Annotated in this window: 24 protein-coding genes; 3 read left to right on the plus strand and 21 right to left on the minus strand. The window is 44.8% G+C overall.

The features are described 5' to 3' along the window. Positions 1-5 precede the first annotated feature (5 nt). The 13 genes from rodZ to trmJ form a co-directional block, all read right to left on the minus strand. Complete coding sequence (rodZ, locus tag OCV20_RS13645) at positions 6-962, minus strand: cytoskeleton protein RodZ (protein WP_086774924.1); 957 nt, start codon at positions 960-962, stop codon at positions 6-8. A 440-nt stretch (positions 963-1402) separates the two neighbouring features. Further along, positions 1403-2545, minus strand: a complete 1143-nt coding sequence (gene rlmN / locus OCV20_RS13650; RefSeq protein WP_017062516.1) for a dual-specificity RNA methyltransferase RlmN — start codon at positions 2543-2545, stop codon at positions 1403-1405. 773 nt (positions 2546-3318) lie between these two features. Continuing rightward, on the minus strand, positions 3319-3753 hold the full coding sequence (gene ndk / locus OCV20_RS13655) for a nucleoside-diphosphate kinase (RefSeq protein ID WP_016797173.1): 435 nt from the start codon (positions 3751-3753) through the stop codon (positions 3319-3321). A 106-nt stretch (positions 3754-3859) separates the two neighbouring features. Next, complete coding sequence (gene pepB / locus OCV20_RS13660; protein WP_017062517.1) at positions 3860-5155, minus strand: aminopeptidase PepB; 1296 nt, start codon at positions 5153-5155, stop codon at positions 3860-3862. Between the two features lie 206 nt (positions 5156-5361). After that, positions 5362-5562 (minus strand): Fe-S cluster assembly protein IscX, encoded by a 201-nt coding sequence (gene iscX, locus OCV20_RS13665; protein WP_004740335.1) that lies wholly within the window; start codon positions 5560-5562, stop codon positions 5362-5364. A 134-nt stretch (positions 5563-5696) separates the two neighbouring features. After that, positions 5697-6035, minus strand: a complete 339-nt coding sequence (gene fdx, locus OCV20_RS13670; protein WP_010440525.1) for an ISC system 2Fe-2S type ferredoxin — start codon at positions 6033-6035, stop codon at positions 5697-5699. A gap of 20 nt (positions 6036-6055) precedes the next feature. Beyond that, the gene (gene hscA, locus OCV20_RS13675; protein ID WP_050653337.1) at positions 6056-7906 is read right to left on the minus strand and encodes a Fe-S protein assembly chaperone HscA; all 1851 of its coding nucleotides are present in this window, start codon (positions 7904-7906) and stop codon (positions 6056-6058) included. Between the two features lie 22 nt (positions 7907-7928). Beyond that, a complete protein-coding gene (hscB, locus tag OCV20_RS13680; protein WP_019822106.1) occupies positions 7929-8444 on the minus strand; it encodes a co-chaperone HscB in 516 nt (171 codons plus the stop codon). A gap of 84 nt (positions 8445-8528) precedes the next feature. Continuing rightward, positions 8529-8852, minus strand: a complete 324-nt coding sequence (iscA, locus tag OCV20_RS13685) for an iron-sulfur cluster assembly protein IscA (RefSeq protein ID WP_010440519.1) — start codon at positions 8850-8852, stop codon at positions 8529-8531. Positions 8853-8949: 97 nt separating this feature from the next. Beyond that, positions 8950-9327: a Fe-S cluster assembly scaffold IscU gene (gene iscU, locus OCV20_RS13690; protein ID WP_004740340.1), complete on the minus strand. Its 378-nt coding sequence runs from the start codon at positions 9325-9327 to the stop codon at positions 8950-8952. 33 nt (positions 9328-9360) lie between these two features. Then, the gene (locus OCV20_RS13695) at positions 9361-10575 is read right to left on the minus strand and encodes an IscS subfamily cysteine desulfurase (RefSeq protein WP_048613459.1); all 1215 of its coding nucleotides are present in this window, start codon (positions 10573-10575) and stop codon (positions 9361-9363) included. A 27-nt stretch (positions 10576-10602) separates the two neighbouring features. Next, on the minus strand, positions 10603-11124 hold the full coding sequence (iscR, locus tag OCV20_RS13700; protein ID WP_010440512.1) for a Fe-S cluster assembly transcriptional regulator IscR: 522 nt from the start codon (positions 11122-11124) through the stop codon (positions 10603-10605). Positions 11125-11240: 116 nt separating this feature from the next. Continuing rightward, the gene (gene trmJ / locus OCV20_RS13705; protein WP_017062835.1) at positions 11241-11969 is read right to left on the minus strand and encodes a tRNA (cytosine(32)/uridine(32)-2'-O)-methyltransferase TrmJ; all 729 of its coding nucleotides are present in this window, start codon (positions 11967-11969) and stop codon (positions 11241-11243) included. Between the two features lie 181 nt (positions 11970-12150). Between trmJ and suhB the strand changes: the two genes are divergently transcribed. Next, on the plus strand, positions 12151-12954 hold the full coding sequence (gene suhB / locus OCV20_RS13710; RefSeq protein WP_017062836.1) for an inositol-1-monophosphatase: 804 nt from the start codon (positions 12151-12153) through the stop codon (positions 12952-12954). Positions 12955-13222: 268 nt separating this feature from the next. Here suhB and secF read toward each other — a convergent pair whose 3' ends face one another. From secF to queA, 5 genes are all read right to left on the minus strand, one after another. Further along, entirely contained in the window at positions 13223-14170 is a 948-nt protein-coding gene (gene secF, locus OCV20_RS13715; RefSeq protein ID WP_017062837.1) for a protein translocase subunit SecF, read from the minus strand. Between the two features lie 14 nt (positions 14171-14184). Beyond that, a complete protein-coding gene (gene secD, locus OCV20_RS13720) occupies positions 14185-16041 on the minus strand; it encodes a protein translocase subunit SecD (RefSeq protein ID WP_082154832.1) in 1857 nt (618 codons plus the stop codon). A 20-nt stretch (positions 16042-16061) separates the two neighbouring features. Beyond that, on the minus strand, positions 16062-16391 hold the full coding sequence (gene yajC / locus OCV20_RS13725; RefSeq protein WP_010440492.1) for a preprotein translocase subunit YajC: 330 nt from the start codon (positions 16389-16391) through the stop codon (positions 16062-16064). Between the two features lie 110 nt (positions 16392-16501). After that, positions 16502-17638 (minus strand): tRNA guanosine(34) transglycosylase Tgt, encoded by a 1137-nt coding sequence (tgt, locus tag OCV20_RS13730; RefSeq protein WP_017056177.1) that lies wholly within the window; start codon positions 17636-17638, stop codon positions 16502-16504. A gap of 190 nt (positions 17639-17828) precedes the next feature. Continuing rightward, positions 17829-18881 carry a tRNA preQ1(34) S-adenosylmethionine ribosyltransferase-isomerase QueA gene (queA, locus tag OCV20_RS13735; protein WP_050633814.1) on the minus strand — a complete coding sequence of 351 codons (1053 nt, stop codon included), beginning with the start codon at positions 18879-18881 and terminating at the stop codon, positions 17829-17831. A gap of 334 nt (positions 18882-19215) precedes the next feature. Between queA and OCV20_RS13740 the strand changes: the two genes are divergently transcribed. Beyond that, positions 19216-19662, plus strand: a complete 447-nt coding sequence (locus tag OCV20_RS13740) for a CBS domain-containing protein (protein WP_048615199.1) — start codon at positions 19216-19218, stop codon at positions 19660-19662. A gap of 69 nt (positions 19663-19731) precedes the next feature. Here the strand turns inward: OCV20_RS13740 and OCV20_RS13745 are convergent, their stop codons facing one another. Then, positions 19732-20637 carry a hydrogen peroxide-inducible genes activator gene (locus OCV20_RS13745; RefSeq protein WP_017062525.1) on the minus strand — a complete coding sequence of 302 codons (906 nt, stop codon included), beginning with the start codon at positions 20635-20637 and terminating at the stop codon, positions 19732-19734. Positions 20638-20847: 210 nt separating this feature from the next. Here OCV20_RS13745 and OCV20_RS13750 point away from each other — a divergent pair, with 210 nt between their 5' ends. Continuing rightward, positions 20848-21456: a peroxiredoxin C gene (locus tag OCV20_RS13750; RefSeq protein ID WP_004740353.1), complete on the plus strand. Its 609-nt coding sequence runs from the start codon at positions 20848-20850 to the stop codon at positions 21454-21456. 167 nt (positions 21457-21623) lie between these two features. On the opposite strand, the gene OCV20_RS13755 is transcribed toward OCV20_RS13750, so the two are convergent. Then, positions 21624-22466, minus strand: a complete 843-nt coding sequence (locus OCV20_RS13755; protein WP_108721729.1) for an IS3 family transposase — start codon at positions 22464-22466, stop codon at positions 21624-21626. Continuing rightward, positions 22463-22972: a helix-turn-helix domain-containing protein gene (locus tag OCV20_RS13760; protein WP_086774936.1), complete on the minus strand. Its 510-nt coding sequence runs from the start codon at positions 22970-22972 to the stop codon at positions 22463-22465. The genes OCV20_RS13755 and OCV20_RS13760 overlap by 4 nt, the downstream gene beginning before the upstream one ends. Positions 22973-23069 lie beyond the last annotated feature (97 nt).

Consider the following 23069-nt stretch of genomic DNA (forward strand, 5'->3'; position numbering starts at 1 on the left):
TAACTCTAAGGTAAGGTTATTCTAGCTACTTTGCCTGAAGTATACCCAGAAAGGTCGACAGGTTCACTTGCAAATGTCATTGATACGCCTTCTGGCGCACCTAGAATCACTTTATATGGCGCAGTTCCTGAAAGATTTAACGACTGACCTGCTTTTTTGATGCCAGTCGACAAGGTTTTACCCGTTGCATCTTTTACTTGGATCCAGCAATCAGCAGAGAACTGCATGACTAGCTCATTAGCCACAGCTTCAGGAGTAGTACTTGCTTCAACCGCTTCTGCATTAGCAGCAACTTCAGCAGTTGGTTCTGTCTCTGTTGCTTGTTGCGCAGGAGTTTCGTCAGCTGGAGTAACAGCATCTGAAGTATCTTCCGCATCGCTTATCGCAGCAAGGCCTTCAGTACCTTCAACAACAGAAGCACCCGCTTCGTTTTGTTCAGCTTCAATCACTTCTAAAGAGGTGAATTCAGGGGCAAGTGATTCTTCTACCGCTAGTTCTTCTGAGCTTTCAGTATTCGCTAAAGATTGAGATAGGGTGTCTTGTTGTTGGTTCTGCCACCACCAAAGTGAGGAGATACCCGCAATGACCGCAAAAATGCTCCAAGTCAGGAGCATAATACGGCTGTTGTGCTTCTCGGTTTTGGTCTTACGAGAAAAACTCAGCATTTCTTGCTCTTGATGCTGAGCATCACCGGCATGATGCAGCGCACTCAATACGACTTTTTCGTCAAGATTGACGTATTTCGCGTATGAACGAATGTAGCCACGCATAAACGTCGCCACTTGATCTGACTCGAATTGGTTTTCTTCAATTTGTTGGATCAGCGTAACGCGAAGTTTCAAGCGATCAGAAATCTGCTTTTGCGTTAAACCAAGAGATTCTCGTTTGTTCTTAAGCAGCGTTCCCGCTTCCAAAGCTGGAGCTACGTTTTCTTGCGCTTGTGTATCTTGTTCTGTGTTCATAGAGAGTGAACTTCTAAAGTATTATCGCAGGTTGAGGAGAGCGTTTTCTTATTGTCGTTTAAGCTCAATCTAACAACCCACGTTATGTGGAATTTTTCCTGCTATCTAAATCATCAACCCTTAAAGGCGAACATCATTCATTTGTTATGGATGACCTTCTCAGGAAGCTAGTTTATCAAGTAGCCAACCTAAATAGACATATTGATGATCAGTAGCAAGCGAGCACTTAAATTAATTTAAGATTAGTTAATCATAAGCTAATGCCATTACAAGGCAAAAACACTTTAAACAAAATTTACCGTCAGCTCATGGTTTTGTCCAAAATTTGACGAAAAATGTAAGAAAGCGTGGGCAAGAAGTCCAAAAAATCAAAAACTGTACCCCAGAAAAGCAACAAGCCAGAAGTAAGACTTCTGGCTTGTTTAGGTTCTAATCGCGTTTTATACCGCTTTTACCTCAATCACACCACCGGCAATCAAGTTCGCTTCAGAGGCAGCTTTAAGCATTTTAGTACGCTTAGTTCTGTCAATAACATCACCGACTAATTGACCACACGCGGCATCAATATCATCACCACGAGTCTTACGAACGGTTACTGTGTAGTTGTATTCCATCAGCGTTTTTTGGAAGCGATCAATACGAGAGTTGCTTGGCTTCTTATAAGGCGAACCCGGGTAAGGGTTAAATGGAATTAAGTTGATCTTACAAGGCGTCTCTTTCATTAGCTCTGCAAGTTCACGTGCGTGGTCCATATCGTCATTCACATGATCCAATAACACGTACTCAACCGTTACTTTACCGCGGTTAGCGTTTGAAGATGCAATGTAACGACGAACTGATGCTAGGAAGTCTTGAATATCCCAACGATCGTTGATCGGCATGATTTGGCTACGTAGTGCATCGTTTGGTGCATGTAGAGAGATAGCCAATGCTACATCAATGTTGTCTGTCATTTGGTCAAGACCAGAAACAACACCAGAAGTTGATACAGTTACACGACGCTTAGACAGCGCGAAACCTAGATCATCAAGCATGATTTCTAATGATGGCATTAGGTTCTTCATGTTCAATAGAGGCTCGCCCATACCCATCATTACAACGTTAGTAATTGGACGACGGCCGGTTTCTTTTTCTAGGCCGATTTCGCGAGATGCACGCCAGATTTGGCCAACAATCTCTGAAACTTTTAGGTTACGGTTGAAGCCTTGTTGAGCTGTAGAACAGAACTTACATTCAAGTGCACAACCAACCTGTGAAGATACACATAGCGTCGCACGGTCACCATCTGGGATATATACCGTTTCAACGTCTTGGTCGCCAACGCTCATCGCCCATTTAATTGTGCCATCTGAAGAGTGTTGAGCTTCAGAAACAACAGGTGCAACAATCTCACAGCGACGTTGAAGTTTCTCACGTAACTTTTTGTTGATGTTATTCATTTGTTCGAAGTCATCGACACCGAAGTGATAAATCCACTTCATCACTTGCTCTGCTCGAAACGCTTTCTCATTCAGTTCTTCTGTGAAAAATTTACGAAGACCTTTACGATCAAAATCGAGTAGATTGACTTTAGCTGTGGTCATGATGCCTCTCAATGACGGAACAATAATTAAGGGCGCGAATTGTACAGGCTTTACGCAACTTCAACAAGCATTGTAAAACCCTGTGTTTATTAAGACATTCAAACTTAAGCGATTAAAATTTAAACAACTGTATTTATCGGCCTGAGATTACCCAATTTAAACAAAAGATTCCCGATTACGCTCCTTCGTCGCTTTCGGGAATGACGTAAATAATCTCCAACAGATCACTAATACTTAGCTCGAAATTGTAGTCCCGCTATTCACGCAGTCAGGTCATCAACTCCTCAAAGCCCGTCATTCCAGAACTGAGGAACGAAGTATCTGGAATCTCCAATAACAAAAACAGATTCACGATTACGTTCCTTCGTCGCTTTCGGGAATGACGTGAAGGCTTCCTCAATAACTTTCCATTAATCGCCATGCGATCGTGACACCCCAAAGCTCACCGTCATTCTTGAACCGAGGGACGAGGTATCTGGATCTCCAATAATAAAAACAGATTCACGATTACGCTCCTTCGTCGCTTTCCGGAATGACGTGAATACTCACCAACAGCTCGCAATATTTGCCACGAGATTGTGGCTCCCAAACTCCCCGTCATTCCAGAACTGAGGAACGAAGTATCTGGAATCTCCAATAACAAAAACAGATTCCCGATTACGCTCCTTCGTCGCTTTCGAGAATGACGACTAAATTGATTATCGAGAGCGTAAAAGACACTTACAAAAAAGGCCTCACCGAAGTGAAGCCTTTAGAATAATTTGCTGTACCGATTATTGAGCTGGGCGTGGGCAAATTTCAGATTCTGGGAAGAAGAATTCGATTTCGCGAGCTGCAGACTCAGGGCTGTCGCTGCCGTGTACTGAGTTGTAACGCATGCTGATTGCGTAGTCAGCACGGATAGTGCCGCAAGCCGCTTCTTCTGGGTTTGTTTTGCCCATAAGCTCACGGTAACGAGCGATAGCGTTTTCGCCTTCAAGCACTTGAACCATGATAGGACCAGAAGTCATAAACTCTTTAAGAGCTGGGAAGAACTCTTTGCCTTCGTGTTCTGCGTAGAAGCCACTCGCTTGCTCTTCAGTAAGACGAACCATCTTAGCAGCAATAATTTCTAGGCCTGCTTTTTCGATACGGTGATAGATTTCACCAACAAGGTTACGCTTAACTGCATCCGGCTTAACAATTGAGAACGTTCTTTCTAGAGCCATAGGGATTCCTTCACTTCATTTTTTTGTTATTAAATACTGAAATTGCTGAGATCTTTCGATCTGAGCTTTATGAATGAGCGGCACAAAATACCGCTCACCCTTATTATTATTTTGCTTGGTCGATAAGAAGACGAGCCAGTGTGCGAACGCCCATACCCGTTGCGCCTGCCGCCCACTTGTCACTTGCTGACTTACGGTAAGTACCCGCGCAATCCATATGAATCCAACCTTTTTTGTAGTCATCTACAAAGTAAGAAAGGAATGCCGCTGCTGTACTTGCACCCGGTGTGTAATCACCCGTGCTGATGTTTGAAAGATCAGCAAAGTTTGAAGGCAACATGCCACGGTGGAAATCAGCAAGAGGCAGTGGCCATAAGCCTTCTTTCTCTTGATTTGCCGCCGTTAGCGCTTGGTGAGATAACTCATCATCGAAGCTTAATAGTGCGTGGTAGTCGTTACCTAGTGCGTTTTTAGCCGCGCCTGTTAGTGTTGCACAGTCGATGATCAGCTCAGGGCTTTGTGCACTTGCGTACATTAGGCCATCAGCTAGCACTAAGCGACCTTCCGCATCGGTGTTCATGATCTCAACTGTTTTACCGTTTTTGTAGGTAATGATATCGCCAAGCTTCAATGCGCGACCAGAGATCATGTTCTCTGCGCAACATAGAATAAGCTTGATGCGCTTGTTCAGGCCGCGTTCAATCGCAAGACCTAAACCACCAGTAATTGTTGCTGCGCCACCCATGTCAGCTTTCATTGCTGTCATGAATTGGCCTGGTTTGATGCTGTAACCGCCCGAATCGAACGTAATACCTTTACCGACTAAACAAGCAAATACAGGTGCATTTTCGTCGCCTGTTGGGTTGAAGTCCAGTTGCAGCATTGCTGATGTACGTTCAGAGCCACGGCCGACCGCGTAGATGCCTTCCCAACCTTCGGTTAGTAGATCCTTGTCTTTAACGATCTTCGCTTTAACAGTGCCCGCAGGTGCCACTGACTTGATGTATTCTGCAGCCATGGTCGCGAGTTGGCGAGGTGCCACTTCTTCAGCGGTTTTATTGATAATGTCACGCGTCCAGTCAGTCGCGCGAATACGAGCTTCAAGCTCAGTTTGATCGGCTTCTGAAAGTGCATCCCATTCCAATGCATTCTTTTTCTTTGGTCCACGGTAGCCTTGGTAGAAAGCCCAAACGCTTTCTAGATCCCAACCTTCACCACGAAGTGAAACGAATGCGATACCTTGTCCGTCAAGCGTACGACCTGCACGTTGAACTGCGCCTAGATCGTGGCCTTCACCAATGTGAATTGTCGCTCCCGCTTCTGAGAACGATAAAATAGCTCTTGCTCCCCACTGAGGCTGGGCAGCTTCTTGACTTAAAAATACTGACATCTGTGTAGACATGATTTCTCCTTGTCATGAACCACTTTGGGTGTGTGATTCTGATTATTTTTTATTAGCGCACTGATGTTAGCATTATGTAGGAGGAAAATGTCATTTTGATAAAAAAACGGACCATAAGGTCCGCTTTTTTTAGTAAGAATTGTTAACTTGGCTGCGTTTTATATTGGACTGATACCAACCCGCGACCAAATCATTAGATAAGAGGATTAATCCATCTCATCCATCCAGCACAAAATAATAGCCTCTAAGATTTTCTCATTCGAGTGGTTAGGCTCGTCGTCGAACTCTTCAAGGTCTAGCACCCATTGATGCAGATCGGTAAAACGTACCGTTTTAGGATCAGTATCAGGGTACAAATCACATAGCTCAATTGCGATATCTCGCGAATCAATCCACTTCAAGCTCATAACACTTCCTTATATTTATCAGCGACGCTCTGTCACCTTTATGATCTATATTCTAGGCCAGTTTTCTTAGTATGTTTGTCTAAGCAATAGCTCTCTCAGTCATCACTGTATTAGCCATGACTGAGAACAGGTTCTTAGTGGTCTTCAGAAGCCAGGTTCAACGTGTACTTTGGAATCTCTACAACAAGATCCGTATCAGCCACTTTAGCTTGGCAACCAAGACGAGATTCCATCTCTAAGCCCCATGCTTTATCTAGCATGTCGTCTTCTAGATCATCACTCTCTTCTAAAGAATCAAAACCTTCACGAATCACAACGTGACATGTTGTACATGCACACGATTTTTCACATGCGTGTTCAATACCAATACCGGCCTTCAGTGCAACATCAAGAACCGTCTCACCAGTTTTTGCTTCTAAAACAGCGCCTTCTGGACATAGATCTTCGTGAGGTAAAACAATAATCTTTGGCATGTTTATCTATTCTCTAACTATTAAATATTATCGACTGACTGACCTGACAGTGCAGCACGAATTGATTTATCCATACGACGAGAAGCAAAGTCTTGGCTCGCTTTGTCGGTATTCTTAATTTCTAGTTCAATGGCATCAGCATTGTCGCCATTGCGCACTTCAATCAGTGCTTCAATCGCTTGAACAAGTTGTTGTTTGCCTTGCTCATCAAGTAGTTCGTCACCGTCGGCTTGCATTGCAGCAATAAGGCCTTCGATAACGCGATCCGCTTCTACTCGTTGCTCAGCCAGAGCACGCGCTTGCATGTCTTCTTTTGCAAACGTCATCGAATCTTTCAGCATGCTAGCCACTTCGTTATCGCTCAGACCGTAAGAAGGCTTAACTTGGATTTCAGCTTGAACGCCAGTGCTCTTCTCCATTGCGGTAACCGATAGCAGGCCATCAGCATCCACTTGGTAAGTAACACGAATATGAGCTGCACCTGCAGTCATCGGCGGAATGCCTTTCAAAGCAAATCGAGCCAGTGAACGACAGTCGTCAACCATCTCACGTTCGCCTTGCACGGTGTGTACTGTCATTGCAGTTTGACCGTCTTTGAACGTAGTAAATTCTTGTGCGCGAGCAACCGGGATCGTGGTGTTACGAGGGATGATCTTTTCTACCAAGCCGCCCATAGTTTCAATACCAAGAGACAGAGGGATAACGTCCAATAGCAGCATCTCAGAGTCAGGCTTATTACCGACTAAGATATCCGCTTGAATCGATGCACCAATAGCAACCACTTCATCAGGGTTAATGCTGGTTAATGGAGTACGACCAAAGAAGTCACCGACCATTTCACGTACAAGTAATGTGCGAGTTGAACCGCCGACCATCACAACTTCTAGTACTTCATCGGCATCAACTTCCGCATCTTTTAGTGCACGGCGGCACGAAAGCAGTGTTTTCTTAACGAGCGGTTTGATGATTTCTTCAAACTCTTCACGAGTTAATGAACCAGCCCAATCGAGTACGTCAACATCAACGCTTTCCGCTTCAGATAAGCCGATCTTCGCTTCTGTTGCGGCATCTAGAAGAATACGATTCTGTTCTGCTGTTAGCTCTGATAAGCCCATTTGTTCTTGGAAATGATCCGCAACTAAATGGTCAAAGTCGTCGCCGCCTAATGCAGAGTCACCACCTGTTGCTAAAACTTCGAATACACCTTTCGATAGGCGTAGGATAGAGATATCAAACGTACCACCACCCAAGTCATAAACAGCAATTACTCCTTCTTTACCAGAATCCAAGCCGTAAGCAATCGCAGCGGCAGTCGGTTCATTAAGAAGACGTAACACGTGAAGACCAGCAAGTTGCGCCGCGTCTTTCGTACCAGCACGCTGTGCATCATCAAAGTAAGCAGGAACGGTAATAACAGCACCAGATAGCTCACCACCGAGTGTTGACTCAGCACGTTGACCTAGCGCTCGCAGAATGTCTGCAGATACTTGAATTGGGTTCTTGTTACCTTGCTCTGTGCGAATCACAGGTAAACCATTATCACTTTCTTCAAATTGATATGGCAGAGATGGGTATCGCTGTTGAATATCTGACAGTGAACGACCGATTAGTCGCTTAACTGAGATAATGGTATTTTTAGGATCAGTCTGTGCATTTGCACGAGCTTCATCACCAGTCGTGTACGACTCTGACGTATAGTGAACAACGGAAGGAAGGATACTGCGACCTTGTTGATCAACCAGTGTGCTCGCCTCACCACTGCGCACTGCTGCAACCAATGAGTTTGTTGTACCTAAATCAATACCCACAGCAAGCTTGTGCTGGTGAGGAGCGGCGCTTTGCCCTGGTTCTGCAATCTGAAGTAGTGCCATGGATGTGTCCTTGTTATACGAACTAGCCGATCAGACGATCTTCAACTAACTCGATTTCATTCTTTAATTTTGCAATAAACTTAAGCTTTCTTACTCGGTCTGCAGCTTCTAACCAAGCCTCACTGTCGAGTTCTTGTTGGATAGCGCTTAATTGTTGTTTATACATTTTGCTAACCTTTCCTTCAAATGCAAACAAAGCATCTTCAGGCTCAGAACTGTCGGCGATGTCTTCAAGCTCTTCACGCAATTCCATTTGCTCCATCAGGAACATAGGATCTTGCAGGGTCTGCTGCTCACCTCGAATATCCTCACCATGTTGTACTAACAGGTATTCAGCTCGGCTGATTGGATTCTTCAATACCTGATACGCATCATTGATTTGCGCAGCTTTTTGCACGGCTAATAGGCGATCACGCTCAGAAGCTGTGGCAAATTTATCAGGGTGGAATTGGCGTTGCAGATCTCTAAACTGAGAAGAAAGAAGGCTACCATCCAGTTGAAACTGAAGTGGTAGCCCAAATAATTCGAAATGATTCATGTAACGGTGGTCCTAAGTTTAGGCTCTTCAATCAGAGCCTAATTTTATTCTTCGCTCACTATAAACGCTCAACGATTGAAGCGTTTATACGTTGAAGCTCTCACCACAACCACATTCGCCTTTCGCGTTAGGGTTGTTGAATTCAAAACCTTCGTTTAGGCCTTCTTTTACGTAATCAAGCTCAGTACCGTCTAGGTAAACTAGGCTCTTTGGATCAATAATGACCTTAACACCTGAATGCTCAAACACTTCGTCTTCTTCGTTAAGCTCGTCAACGAATTCCAGTACATACGCCATACCCGAACAGCCAGTAGTTTTTACCGCTAAGCGCAACCCGATACCTTTACCTCGGTTATCTAGGAAAGCTTGAACTCGGCTTGCTGCCGTATCTGTCATGGTGATGGCCATACTACAACCTTGTGTTTTATATAAATTGAGAACTCAGGGGGAGCACAAAGGATGCTCCCAAATATTGCTTATTTTTTGTGATTACTTAATGAAACGATTAACGCTTCTTTTTGTAATCCGCAACTGCTGCTTTGATTGCATCTTCAGCAAGAATTGAACAGTGAACTTTCACTGGTGGCAACTCTAGCTCTTCTGCGATTTCAGAGTTTTTGATAGCCGCTGCTTCATCAATACTTTTACCTTTAACCCACTCAGTTACTAGTGAGCTAGAAGCGATTGCGCTACCGCAGCCGTAAGTTTTGAATTTTGCATCTTCGATAATGCCTTCTGGCGTTACCTTGATTTGCAGTTTCATTACGTCACCACAAGCTGGTGCGCCAACCATGCCGCTACCTACACTTGGGTCTTCTTTATCAAACGAACCTACGTTACGTGGGTTTTCGTAGTGATCAATTACTTTTTCGCTATATGCCATGATAGTTACCTCGAATCCTCTATTTCCGTGAGATTAGTGATGAGCCCACTCAACAGTGTTCAAATCAATCCCTTCTTTATACATATCCCATAGAGGAGACATGTCGCGTAATTTGTTTACCGCTACACGAATTTGTGCAATCGCGTAGTCGATTTCTTCTTCCGTTGTGAAACGGCCGAATGAGAAACGTACTGAGCTGTGTGCCAGTTCATCGTTCAGACCAAGAGCACGTAGAACGTATGAAGGCTCTAGGCTTGCTGATGTACATGCAGAACCTGATGATACTGCTAGGTCTTTTAGAGACATAAGCAGAGACTCACCTTCAACGAAAGCGAAGCTCACGTTTAGGTTGTGTGGTACACGTTGGTCTAGGTCGCCGTTTACGGTTACCGCTTCTAGATCTTGAACACCTTTCAATAGGCGCTCACGAAGTGCTAGTGCGTGGTCGTAATCTTTCTGCATGTCTTGTTTAGCGATTGCAAAAGCTTCGCCCATACCCACGATTTGGTGAGTAGCAAGAGTACCAGAACGGAAACCACGTTCATGACCGCCACCGTGCATTTGCGCTTCTAGGCGAATACGTGGCTTACGACGAACGTACAAAGCGCCGATGCCTTTAGGGCCGTATGCTTTGTGTGCAGACATAGAGATAAGGTCAACTTTCATCTCTTTTACGTCTAGTGGGATTTTACCCGCAGACTGCGCCGCATCAACGTGGAAGATGATCTTGCGTGCACGACATAATTCGCCGATTGCAGAGATATCTTGGATTACACCAATCTCGTTGTTTACGTGCATGATAGAAACTAGAACAGTATCTTCACGCATTGCAGCTTGTAGCTTGTCTAGATCGATGATGCCGTTAGCTTCTGGCTCAAGGTATGTCACCTCAAAACCTTCACGCTCTAGTTGGCGACATGGATCAAGAACCGCTTTGTGTTCTGTTTTGCACGTGATTACATGCTTACCTTTCTTCTCGTAAAAGTGCGCTGCACCTTTGATAGCAAGGTTATCTGACTCTGTAGCACCTGACGTGAAAACAATCTCACGTGGGTCTGCGTTTAGTAGATCGGCAATTTGCTCACGAGCATTATCTACTGATTCTTCTGCCTGCCAGCCGTAACGGTGTGAACGAGATGCAGGGTTACCGAAGTTACCGTCCATCGTCATGCACTGAACCATTTTTTCAGCAACACGTGGATCGACTGGGCATGTAGCTGAATAGTCAAAGTAAATAGGCAGTTTCATTTTCTACTCCAATGTAAAAACTGACCGCTAAGAGCGGGCATTAACACCGTGAGGTGCTGCACTAATCGTTGTAGTGCTCGTATTTTTATGTGCAAAACCATTATTAACCGCAAGATCGATATCTTGACGATCAGAAATCTCTAAAACTTCGTTATCTTTCATTAGCTCACCGAGCGTAATGTCGTTTAAGAAGCTGCTGATTCGGGAGCTTAAATCACGCCATAGAGTGTGAGTTAAACAACGACTGCCACCTTGGCAATCTGCTCGACCGTGACACTTAGTCGCATCTACTGATTCGTCTACTGCAGCAATTACAGTTCCGACAGCGATGTCGCTCGCTTCAGCACCTAAACGGTAACCACCGCCAGGACCACGAACACTAGCAACTAAGCCAGCTTTACGTAACTTAGAAAATAATTGTTCTAAGTAAGATAACGAGATGCCTTGTCGCTCTGAAATATCAGCCAGAGGAACTGGGCTTTTTTGCGAATGCAGTGCTACATCTAGCATAGCTGTTACCGCATATCTTCCTTTAGATGTAAGTTTCATATCACACCGTATCCACATTGTTTATGTGGTTGGAATCTTCCCATACCCGACTAAATTGGTCAAGTATTTAGTTGACTATTTTAGTCAGGTATTCACCCTTAGGGTTTGTGCGGGCTTTATTTGTCGTTTTTGCTCTTCTCAATTGAAGTCAAAATGCCGCGTAGAGTGTTGATCTCTTGCAGCTCTGGACGAGCTCGGCTGAACAGACGACGTAGCTTATTCATCACCTGACCCGGCTTATCCTTAGAGATAAATTGGGTATCAATGATCACTTTTTCAAGGTGCTCGTAGAACATTTCTAGTTCTTCGTGACGAGGGTATTCATCTTGTTGCTGTGGCTGATATTGGCTAGCGACCATATCAAGGTGAGCGACACGCACTTCGTAGCTCAGAGTCTGCACTGCCATTGCTAGGTTTAGCGAGCTGTATTCAGGGTTAGCTGGAATACATACATGGAAGTGGCACTTCTGAAGCTCATCGTTAGTTAAGCCAGTACGCTCGCGGCCGAACACTAATGCAACTGGGTGCTTTTGACCTTCAATCGCAAACTTTTGTCCACACTCACGAGGCTCAAGCATTGGCCATTCAAGCGTACGTGAACGTGCACTCGAACCAACCACTAAACCACAGTCTTTTACAGCTTCGTCCAGTGTAGAAACGATGGTCGCGTTTTCTGCGATGTCACCTGCACCCGCAGCCAGTGCTAAGGTCTGCTCGTCAACTTCACATTGAGGGTCTACAAGAACTAATTGACTCAAACCCATCACTTTCATTGCGCGAGCTGCTGATCCGATATTTCCCGAATGAGACGTACCAACCAGAACGACTTTTACATTGTCTAACATGCTATATGACACCACTTTAAAAATAATCGCGAGATATTAACACATAGCAAAGTAAAATGGTCAGACCCTTCGCGTAATGTGAAACCAAGAGTTCAAAAAATAACCACTTCCCTTTTGGTAAAACTTTGGTATACTCGCCGCCGCTTTAAATTGTTCTTTAACATCTTGTGGGAAAAACCATATGCATCCAATGCTAAACATTGCGATACGCGCTGCGCGTAAAGCTGGCAACCATATTGCTAAATCTCTAGAAACAACTGATAAGATCGAATCGTCTCTAAAAGGTAACAACGATTACGTTACTAACATTGCTCAAGAAGCTGAGTACATGATCATTGAGACAATCAAAGCATCTTACCCAGAGCACAGCATTATTTCTGAAGAGAAAGGCCTGACTGAAGGTAAAGACTCTGATGTACAATGGATCGTTGACCCACTAGATGGCACCAACAACTTTGTAAAAGGTTTCCCTCACTTCTCTGTATCTATCGCTGTTCGCATGAACGGTCGTACAGAAGTTGCTTGTGTTTATGACCCAATGCTAAACGAGCTATTCACAGCTCAACGTGGCGCTGGCGCTCAACTTAACAACGCTCGTATGCGTGTTACTCAACTAAAAGACCTTCAAGGTACTGTTCTAGCGACTGGTTTCCCATTCAAGCAAAAACAACACTCTGAATCTTTCATGAAGATCATCTCTGGTCTATTCATCGACTGTGCTGACTTCCGTCGTACAGGTTCTCCTGCTCTTGACCTATGTTACCTAGCAGCTGGCCGTGTTGATGGTTACCTAGAACTTGGCCTTAAGCCATGGGATCTAGCAGCTGGCGATCTAATCGCTCGTGAAGCTGGTGCTATCATGACTGACTTTGCTGGCGGTACTGATTACATGACTTCTGGTAACGTTGTTGCTTCAAGCGCACGTGGTGTTAAGTCTATTCTTAAGCACGTTCGTGAGAACGCTAACGAAGGTATGCTGAAGTAATTCAGACCTTACGTTAACGCTCCCTGTTTTAAGGGCGCATAGAAATTCCAAAGCCTCGCTATATAGCGAGGTTTTTTTGTATCTGCGATACGAGATACGAGATACGAGATACGAGATACGAGATACGAGAATGGTGGTTCTTAGTGACAGTGCGTCCAACTCAATTCGCCAATAAATTGCGTTGAGCTTCCCCATTAAATTTAGACGTAAAAAAACCGCTAGTTGCCTAGCGGTTTTTTTGGTTTAGCGAAACTTATTAAGCCAAAGCCTAAGGCATCTCGTCAAACTCTTCACCTTCTTTGTCCACTTGTGGTGGCATTAGGTGTTCACGCGTAATACCCAACTTCATAGCTAGTGCAGATGCAACGTAGATAGAAGAGTAAGTACCAACCGTAATACCCAGTAGAAGTGCAGTCGCGAAGCCGTGAATCATAGCGCCGCCCTGAACGAACAGTGCGATAACTACGAATAACGTGGTACCAGAAGTGATCAACGTACGGCTCAATGTTTGTGTGATTGAGCTGTTCAGTACTTCAGGTGCTTCACCCTTACGCATCTTACGGAAATTCTCACGAATACGGTCGAATACAACAATGGTATCGTTGAGGGAGTAACCGACGACCGTTAGCAAGGCTGCTACGATGGTAAGGTCGACCTCAATTTGCATTAGAGAGAACACACCCAGAGTGATGATAACGTCGTGCGCCAGTGCTAATACCGCACCCGCAGCCAAACGCCACTCGAATCGCACTGATACGTAGATCAAGATACAGATAAGAGAAACAAGGATAGCAAGGCCGCCCGCTTCTGTTAATTCGTCACCCACGTTAGGACCAACGAACTCGATACGACGCATTTCAACTTGCTCACCAGTACCATTCTCAATTGCAGAAAGGATTTGGTTTCCAAGCGTTTCGCCCGCTACGCCATCACGTGGACGTAAACGGACCATCACATCACGAGCTGAACCGAAGTTCTGTACCGTTGCATCACCAAAGCCTTCGGCTTCTAGTGCACTACGAATATCAGGAAGGTGTGCCGGTTGTTCAAAACCAACTTCAATCAGAGTACCACCAGTAAAATCTAGACCCCAGTTCAACGATTTCGTTGTTAGGGTGAAGATAGCAGTACCAATCATCAAGATAGAAAAAACAAAGGCAACCTTTGACCAACGCATAAAGTCGATCATTTTGTCTGCTTTTAGAATCTGAAACATATTAATTCCTAGCCTTAGATCGACAGTTTTTTAACGCGTTTACCGCCATACATCAGGTTCACGATACAACGTGTTCCGACAATAGCTGTAAACATTGAAGTCAAGATACCGATAGACAGCGTTACCGCGAAGCCTTTGATAGCACCAGTACCCACAGCAAATAGAATGATTGCTGTTAGTAGTGTGGTGATGTTGGCATCGGCGATTGTGCTGAATGCATTCGCGTAACCTTGGTGAATTGCTTGTTGTGGACTGCGTCCATCTCGAAGCTCTTCACGTATCCGCTCAAAGATCAGAACGTTCGCATCAACCGCCATACCGACCGTTAATACGATACCGGCAATACCTGGTAGGGTCATGGTAGCCCCCGGAATCATCGACATCACACCGATAATCAACACCAAGTTAGCCATTAGCGCAACGTTCGCAATCAGACCAAAGCTACGGTAGTAAAGCAGCGTAAACAGCATTACAGCAGCCATACCCCAAACCATCGCCATGATACCCATATCGATGTTTTGCTGACCCATAGATGGACCAATGGTACGTTCTTCTACAATCGAGATAGGCGCAATCAATGCACCAGCACGCAGTAGAAGTGCCAAGTTATGAGCTTCAGCCGTTGAGTCAATACCAGTAATACGGAAGTTACGGCCTAGCGCAGATTGAATCGTCGCTTGGTTAATCACTTCTTCGTGCTTACTTAAGATAACTCGACCTTCCGGTGTTTTACGACCACTGTCTTTGTACTCTGCAAATACCGTTGCCATTAGCTTACCGATATTCTGACGAGAGAACGCTGACATCTTGCTGCCACCTTCGCTGTCTAGCGAGATGTTAACTTGAGGACGACCATATTCATCAACACTTGAGCTTGCATCCGTAATACTTGAACCGCCTAGAATAACGCGCTTCTTAAGTACCACAGGACGACCATCACGATCTTGCTTGATTTCGCTACCCGCAGGGGCACGACCAGAAGCGGCAGCGGCTAAGTCAGCACTGCTATCGACTTCACGGAACTCAAGCGTCGCGGTAGCACCAAGGATTTCTTTAGCGCGAGCCGTGTCTTGAACACCAGGCAACTCAACTACGATACGGCTAGAACCTTGACGTTGAACCAAAGGTTCAGCAACACCAAGTTCGTTTACACGGTTACGTAGAATGGTAATGTTTTGCTCAACCGCGTAGTTACGGATTTCTTGAAGGCGAGCCTCTGTAAAGCTTGCAACCAAAGAGAAACGGCCGTTAGATTCAGAATCTACAAACGTCATATCTTGGTGCTTAGATTGCAGTAGCGATTTCGCTTCAGCAAGCTGCTCTTCGTTACGTAGAATCACTTCAACCGCATCTTTACCAGATGGGCGAATCGCACGGTAACGGATTTTCTCTTCACGAAGTTCACTACGGAATGCTTCTTCTTGTTGGCCAACCAGCTTTTGCATCGCAGCGTCCATATCCACTTCCATTAAGAAGTGAACACCACCACGTAGGTCAAGACCAAGTTTCATTGGTGCAGCACCAATAGATTCAAGCCAATTAGGAGTTGAAGCCGCTAGGTTTAAAGCAACGATAACGTCATCGCCTAGTGCTTCTGTGATGATATCACGGGCACTAATTTGCGTATCTGTGTCGTTAAAGCGAACAAGAATGGAACCGTCTTCGAGAGCAACGGATTTAGTAGAAAGGTTTTCTGCTTCAAGAGCATTGGTGACAGCATCCAGCGTAGACATATCTACAGAGGCGCCGCGCGCCCCTGTAACTTGAACTGCCGGATCTTCACCGTATATATTTGGAAGTGCGTACAACGCAGCGATAGCGATGGCAAACACCACCATCAAATACTTCCATAACGGGTAACGGTTTAGCACAGCGAGGATCCTCTAGCTGTTTATAGAGATTTCAGAGTACCTTTTGGTAGCACTGCTGTAACGAAGTCTTTCTTGATAACTACTTCGTTGTTTGCGTTCAGTTCGATAGCAACGTAGTCACTGTCTTCAGCAATCTTAGTGATCTTGCCAATTAGGCCGCCGCTTGTAAGAACTTCATCGCCTTTGCCCATAGAAGACATAAGGTTCTTGTGCTCTTTAACACGCTTAGCTTGTGGACGGTAGATCATGAAGTAGAAGATCACAGCGAACATACCTAGCATGATAAGCATTTCGAAACCGCCGCCTGCTGGTGCACCTTCTGCTGCTGCGTGAGCTTGAGAAATAAACATTTAAAACATCCTCTATTATATTTTCGTAATTGTTTGTCTAATTGGGTCGCATCCCTTTATTTTCAAGCCCCATCACTCGGAAGAGAGATAGGGCTCGCAAAAAAGAAATACTAAGATTCTTTACCTAGTGGTGGCACTTCACGTCCCATTCTTGCGTAGAACTCTGCAACGAACTCTTCAAAGCGGTCTTCATCGATAGACTGACGAATGTCTGACATTACTCGTTGGTAGAAACGCAGGTTATGAATCGTGTTCAGTCGAGCACCTAGGATTTCGTTACAACGATCCAAATGGTGTAAGTACGACTTGCTGTAGTTCTTACAAGTGTAACAGTCACACTCTGAATCTAGTGGTGTTGTATCGGTTTTATGCTTCGCATTACGGATCTTGATCACACCTTCAGTCACAAACAGGTGGCCGTTACGTGCATTTCGCGTTGGCATTACACAGTCAAACATGTCGATACCGCGACGAACACCTTCAACCAAGTCTTCAGGTTTGCCTACGCCCATTAAGTAACGTGGCTTATCTTCCGGCAGTTGAGGACATGTGTGCTCAAGAATGCGGTGCATATCTTCTTTTGGTTCACCTACTGCTAGGCCACCAACTGCGTAACCGTCAAAACCAATTTCAGTTAGGCCCTTAACGGATACATCACGAAGGTCTTCGTACACGCCACCTTGAACGATGCCGAACAGTGAGTTCGGGTTTTCAAGTTTGTCGAAGTGGTTACGTGAACGCTCAGCCCAACGAAGAGACATCTCCATTGAGTCTTTTGCTTCTTTGTGTGTCGCAGGGTAAGGCGTACACTCATCGAAGATCATTACGATGTCTGAACCTAAATCTTTTTGGATTTCCATAGACTTCTCAGCGTCCATAAAGATCTTGTCACCGTTTACAGGGTTACGGAAATGAACACCCTCTTCAGTGATTTTACGCATTGCACCTAGGCTGAATACTTGGAAGCCGCCTGAATCTGTCAGGATAGGACCGTGCCAGTTCATGAAATCGTGCAGGTCACCGTGCATTTTCATGATTTCTTGACCAGGACGTAGCCATAGGTGGAATGTGTTACCTAATAGGATTTCAGCACCTGTGTCTTTTACTTCTTCAGGTGTCATACCTTTAACAGTACCGTAAGTACCTACAGGCATGAATGCTGGGGTTTCAACGGTACCGCGTTCAAACTGAAGTTGACCACGACGTGCGCCGCTATTAGTTTTTTTAAGTTCGTATTTTAATTTCACGAAGCCTCCAATATGCCAGAGAAACAATCTGACTGTTAATTCAGAACCTTAGGCCAAACAAAAGTTCAGTCTAATGGGTTCTATGAGGAGCGGTCGCGTATTCCTTGCGAGAGATCTGACAGACACCCTGCCCGACTCCTAGCTTACTGCTAGCACCCGTAAATTTTTGTATCGCTTAAACCAGCTTAAGTTAGCTCGTTTTCTTATTGATGAACATAGCATCGCCGTAGCTGAAGAAACGATATTCGCTCTTCACGGCGTGATCGTATGCGCCCATCACATTGTCGTAGCCAGCAAATGCACTTACCAACATAATCAGCGTTGATTCTGGCAAGTGGAAGTTGGTAATCAAGCAATCCACCAACTGGTATTCATAGCCAGGGAAGATGAAGATTTCCGTATCACCAAAGAAAGGAACGAGTTCGGTGCCTTTCTTCAATGCATCTTGCGCTGCACTTTCTAGTGAGCGTACTGATGTTGTACCAACAGCAATAATACGGCCGCCACGAGCTTTTGCTGCAGCTACGGCGTCAACCACTTCTTGCGGTACTTCAACGTACTCAGCATGCATGTGGTGATCGTTAATATTATCAACTTTTACTGGCTGGAACGTACCAGCACCAACGTGAAGCGTCACGTAAGCAAACTCAACACCTTTTTCTTTCATGCCAGCCATTAGCTTGTCATCAAAGTGAAGGCCTGCTGTTGGCGCTGCAACCGCACCCGGCTTTTCATTATAGACAGTCTGGTAGCGCTCTTTATCTGCATCTTCATCAGGACGATCGATGTAAGGAGGCAGTGGCATGTGACCCACACTGTTAAGAATCTCTAAAACGCTTTGATCGGATGTGAAATGGATTTCGAATAACGCATCGTGACGCGCCACCATTTCAGCTTCATATTCATCGTTCTCACCAAGGAACAACTTAGTACCCGGCTTCGGTGATTTAGAACAACGAACATGCGCAAGAATGCTTTTCTCATCAAGCATGCGCTCAACCAGCACTTCAAGCTTACCGCCTGATGCCTTGCGACCAAATACACGAGCTGGAATCACTCGAGTGTTATTGAAAACAACAAGATCGCCTGGCTCAACCAAGTCTAAAACGTCTTTAAACGAACCATCAGCTAGGTTACCGCTGTTGCCATCTAATTTAAGCAGGCGGCTTGCTGTACGCTCCTCTTGAGGGTAGCGAGCAATGAGTTCATCTGGTAGGTCAAAGTGAAAATCTGAAACTTGCATGTGTCTAGTCTTGTCTTAGTTGATGAGATTTGTGCCGTTGACGAATCATAAATCGTAGTTGCTGGATAATCGTTACGGTAAGTCAATCGTTACCAGAAACACATCGCAAACACGACTAAAAATTTCGCAGTGGGCTAGTATAGGCACACGAGCCGCAATAGCAAGGTTTACAGCACTGGATTATTGTAAAGAGGCGTAAAATAATGCTACTGATTCACCTCCTCAAACGAAAGAATTAGTTGCATAAAACTCACTCAAGAATGCGTCAGATCTCAGTTATTTTTTAGATAAAAAACTATAGTAATAGCAACAAATAAAAAAGAAGGAGGTTCGTATGATCAAGGTTGAAGATATGATGACTCGCAACCCTCATACCCTATTGCGCTCACACTCACTGGCCGATGCAAAGCACATGATGGAAGCGCTTGATATCCGCCATATACCGGTCGTTGATTCCGATAGGCATCTATTAGGTGTCGTCACACAACGAGACGTTCTAGCCGCTCAAGAATCCAGCCTACAAAACATCCCACAAGCTCAATCTTTTACTCTTGCTACTCCGCTCAACGACATCATGCACAAAAGTGTTATGTCGGTAGAGCCGCGTGCAGGATTAAAAGAATCGGCTATTTATATGCAGAAGCACAAAGTGGGCTGTTTACCTGTCGTAGAAAACCACGAACTAGTAGGCATAATTACAGACAGCGATTTCGTCACGATAGCGATCAATTTGCTGGAGCTGCAAGAAGAAGTAGAGCCAGAAGAAGCGGAAGTAGAGTAACGCTCAGAAGTGATATAAAGAAGAGCGGCCAATTCAGCCGCTCAGAGGGATTGTTGTCGCAGCGGATTATTACAGAAGCTCAGATACCACATCCGCTAATTGATGGAATGTCTCACGACGCGAAGAGCTTGGTCGCCAAACAAGGCCAATATCTCGGTAGGCCTGTTGCCCTGGAGGGTCGATCACAACAAGATTCTGGTTTTCCAATAAACCATGGTCGATCGCCATCTGAGGAATAAAGGTAGTACCTAAACCGTTCGCGACCATTTGAACCAATGTGTGAAGGCTCGTCGCTGTGAACGGGTTGATCTTCTCTTTATCCGTTAACTTACAAGCCGACACTGCATGCTCTGTTAAGCAGTGCTCGTTTTCCAACAAGAATACAGATTCGTCTGGCAGGTCATCGTATTTAATCGGAACGCGAATACCATCAGCTTGATTGCGACTGATCACCATCCGGAAAGGGTCTTGCCCAACAACTTGGCTTTCCATATTGTCGATATCGACAGGCAAAGCCAGAATCAGTACATCTAGGTCTCCATGACGCAGCGCAGCCAATAGGTTGGTCGTTGTATCTTCACGTAACAATAAATTAAGCTGAGGAAAGCGTTGGTTGGCCTCTTGTACCAAATCACATAAAAGGAACGGCGCGATAGTAGGAATACACCCGACTCGCAGCTGTCCTTGCATCGCATCCCCGTTACATAGATTTCCAAGCTCAACCAGATCTTGCCCTTTCGCTAGTAGCTCTCGACCGTGCTTGACCACCAGCTCACCGGCTTGCGTGAAAACCAGCGGGCTCTTTTTATCTTTCTTCTCATAAAGCGGGCAACCGATGAGTTCTTCCAGATTTTGGATACCTTTACTTAGCGTCGATTGGCTAACGAAACAGCGATCAGCGGCATCACTGAAATGACGAGTTTCGTGAAGAGTAACAAGATAGTGAAGTTGCTTAAGACTTGGCCATTTATTCATGAAATTACTTTGTAATATGAGTAGGATAAGTTACGTAAAGGTCATAAGACCTAAGGACAGGACAAAGAATAAGCTTATCGCTTTTTTCGATTAACTTAATCTATTTAATTCGCTTTTTTCTATAGTACCGATTGTACTATAGTTTGTCCCGTAGAAACGGAGCCCAAACAAAGATGTGTTGGGCCAACTAATTTTTTAGGAGATTCCAAAATGGTACTAGTAGGTCGTCAAGCCCCTGACTTTACTGCAGCAGCTGTTCTAGGTAACGGTGAGATCGTTGATAACTTCAACTTCGCAGAATTCACTAAAGGTAAGAAAGCTGTAGTTTTCTTCTACCCACTAGACTTCACTTTCGTTTGTCCTTCAGAGCTAATCGCTTTCGACAACCGTCTTGAAGATTTCCAAGCTAAAGGCGTTGAAGTAATCGGTGTTTCTATCGATTCTCAATTCTCTCACAACGCATGGCGTAACACTGCTATCGCTGATGGCGGTATCGGTCAAGTTAAATACCCTCTAGTTGCTGACGTTAAGCACGAGATCTGCAAAGCATACGATGTTGAGCACCCAGAAGCAGGCGTTGCTTTCCGTGGTTCTTTCCTAATCGACGCTGACGGCCTTGTACGTCACCAAGTAGTTAACGATCTTCCACTAGGTCGTAACATCGACGAAATGCTACGCATGGTAGACGCACTAAACTTCCACGAGAAGAACGGTGAAGTTTGTCCTGCACAATGGGAAGAAGGTAAATCAGGTATGGACGCATCTCCAAAAGGTGTTGCAGCATTCCTATCTGAGCACGCTGACGACCTAAGCAAGTAATTACCTCTTAAGCCCGAACTCAACGCGGGTTAATGGTTGGAAGATTCTCTTTAAAGAGACATAAAGCATAAGCTAATAGCGCAAAGCGCACCGCCAATCAGTTAAGAAGTAAAGTCCTATTAAAAGCCCGAAGTTATGAAGTGACCCCGTAAAGTTGGACATTTCTGTTAAGCGGCTTTCAAGGCCTGAGTTCGATATTCTATCGGAGTCAGGCCTTTTAGTTTCACTTTTATACGTTTGGTATTGTAGTACTCGATGTATTCTTTAATCTGCTCTATCAGAGCATCTGCATCTTCAAAGCTTTGGTTGTGATACATCTCGGTTTTGAGTAAAGCAAAAAAGTTTTCAGCAACAGCATTATCCAAGCAGTTACCTTTTCTCGACATGCTTTGCGTTAACCCACTCTCCGCTACCTTTTTCTGATACTGTCGATGGCGATATTGCCAACCTTGATCGCTATGTATAATTGGCTTTGAGTTGGGTTTAAGCGTTGATATAGCTTCCGTCAGCATATCTGTGACAAGCGGCAAGCAGGCATTTTTGGCCACTCTATAAGCAACCACCTCCTGAGTAAACAAGTCGACAACGGGAGATAAGTATACTTTCTGCTCTTTGACTTTGAACTCCGTGACATCAGTTACCCACTTTTCATCGGGTTGAGTCGCACTAAAATCTCTTTCAAGAACGTTGGGAGCAGCTTTTCCTGACTCTCCTCGGTATGAACGATACTTTTTAATCCTGACCGTCGATTTAAGGTTGAGCTGAGCCATAAGCCTTTGAACCGTTTTGTGATTAAGCACGAACCCCTGATTCTTTAGTTCCAAGTGAATACGGCGGTAGCCGTATCGCCCCTTATGTTCATGATAAATTGACTTTATCAACCGCAGCTCACGTTCGTAGCTATTTTGGCGCTTGCTCGTTTGAGCCTGATAATAAAAGACACTTTTTGCCAACTGTAGAGTGTGCAGTAAGTGCTTTAATGGGTACTTGCCTTTAAGAGTTAGAGCTATGACCGCTTTTTCTTTGTTCGACGGTTTTTTTTCTGCTCCAACTCTTCCAACTTTTTTAGAACGGCATTCTCGGTTCGTAAGTAGACCAACTCCTCTTTTAGCTCCTCAAGTGTCATTTCATTATCAGGCTTAGTGGTACGTTGAGGTTGCTGTTTCATTGAGGGTCTTCCTTTCTGGCGCATTTCGAGCCCCTTGATACCGAGCTCATTAAATCGTTTAAGCCAGACAGAGAGTATTCCAGGGGATGAGAGGTTTAATACAGCGCTAGTGTGCGTGAGAGACCATTCATTCGTCCACATTAAATTCAATGCTTTTCGTTTTGTTTGAGCAGTCGCGGCATGATTAGTTGGTAAAAATGAATCAGTACCATGGATGGCAAAGACTTGAGCCCAATACCGTATCTGCCTTGAAGAAATTGAATATTGTTTTGCTAAGTAGAGAGATGACGTGCCATCTAAGTATTGCTTAGCAATGATACATTTTAGCTCTCGGCTATATTTGGACATAAAAAGACCCCCAATAATTGGTGTCCAACTATTGGGGGTCAGTTCATTAACGCTTCGGGCTTTTTGTTTTCTCACTAACCTTCACCCTAGACTGTCT

It is taken from the genome of Vibrio coralliirubri (assembly GCF_024347375.1).
In the GTDB taxonomy this organism is placed as follows: Bacteria; Pseudomonadota; Gammaproteobacteria; order Enterobacterales; family Vibrionaceae; genus Vibrio; species Vibrio coralliirubri.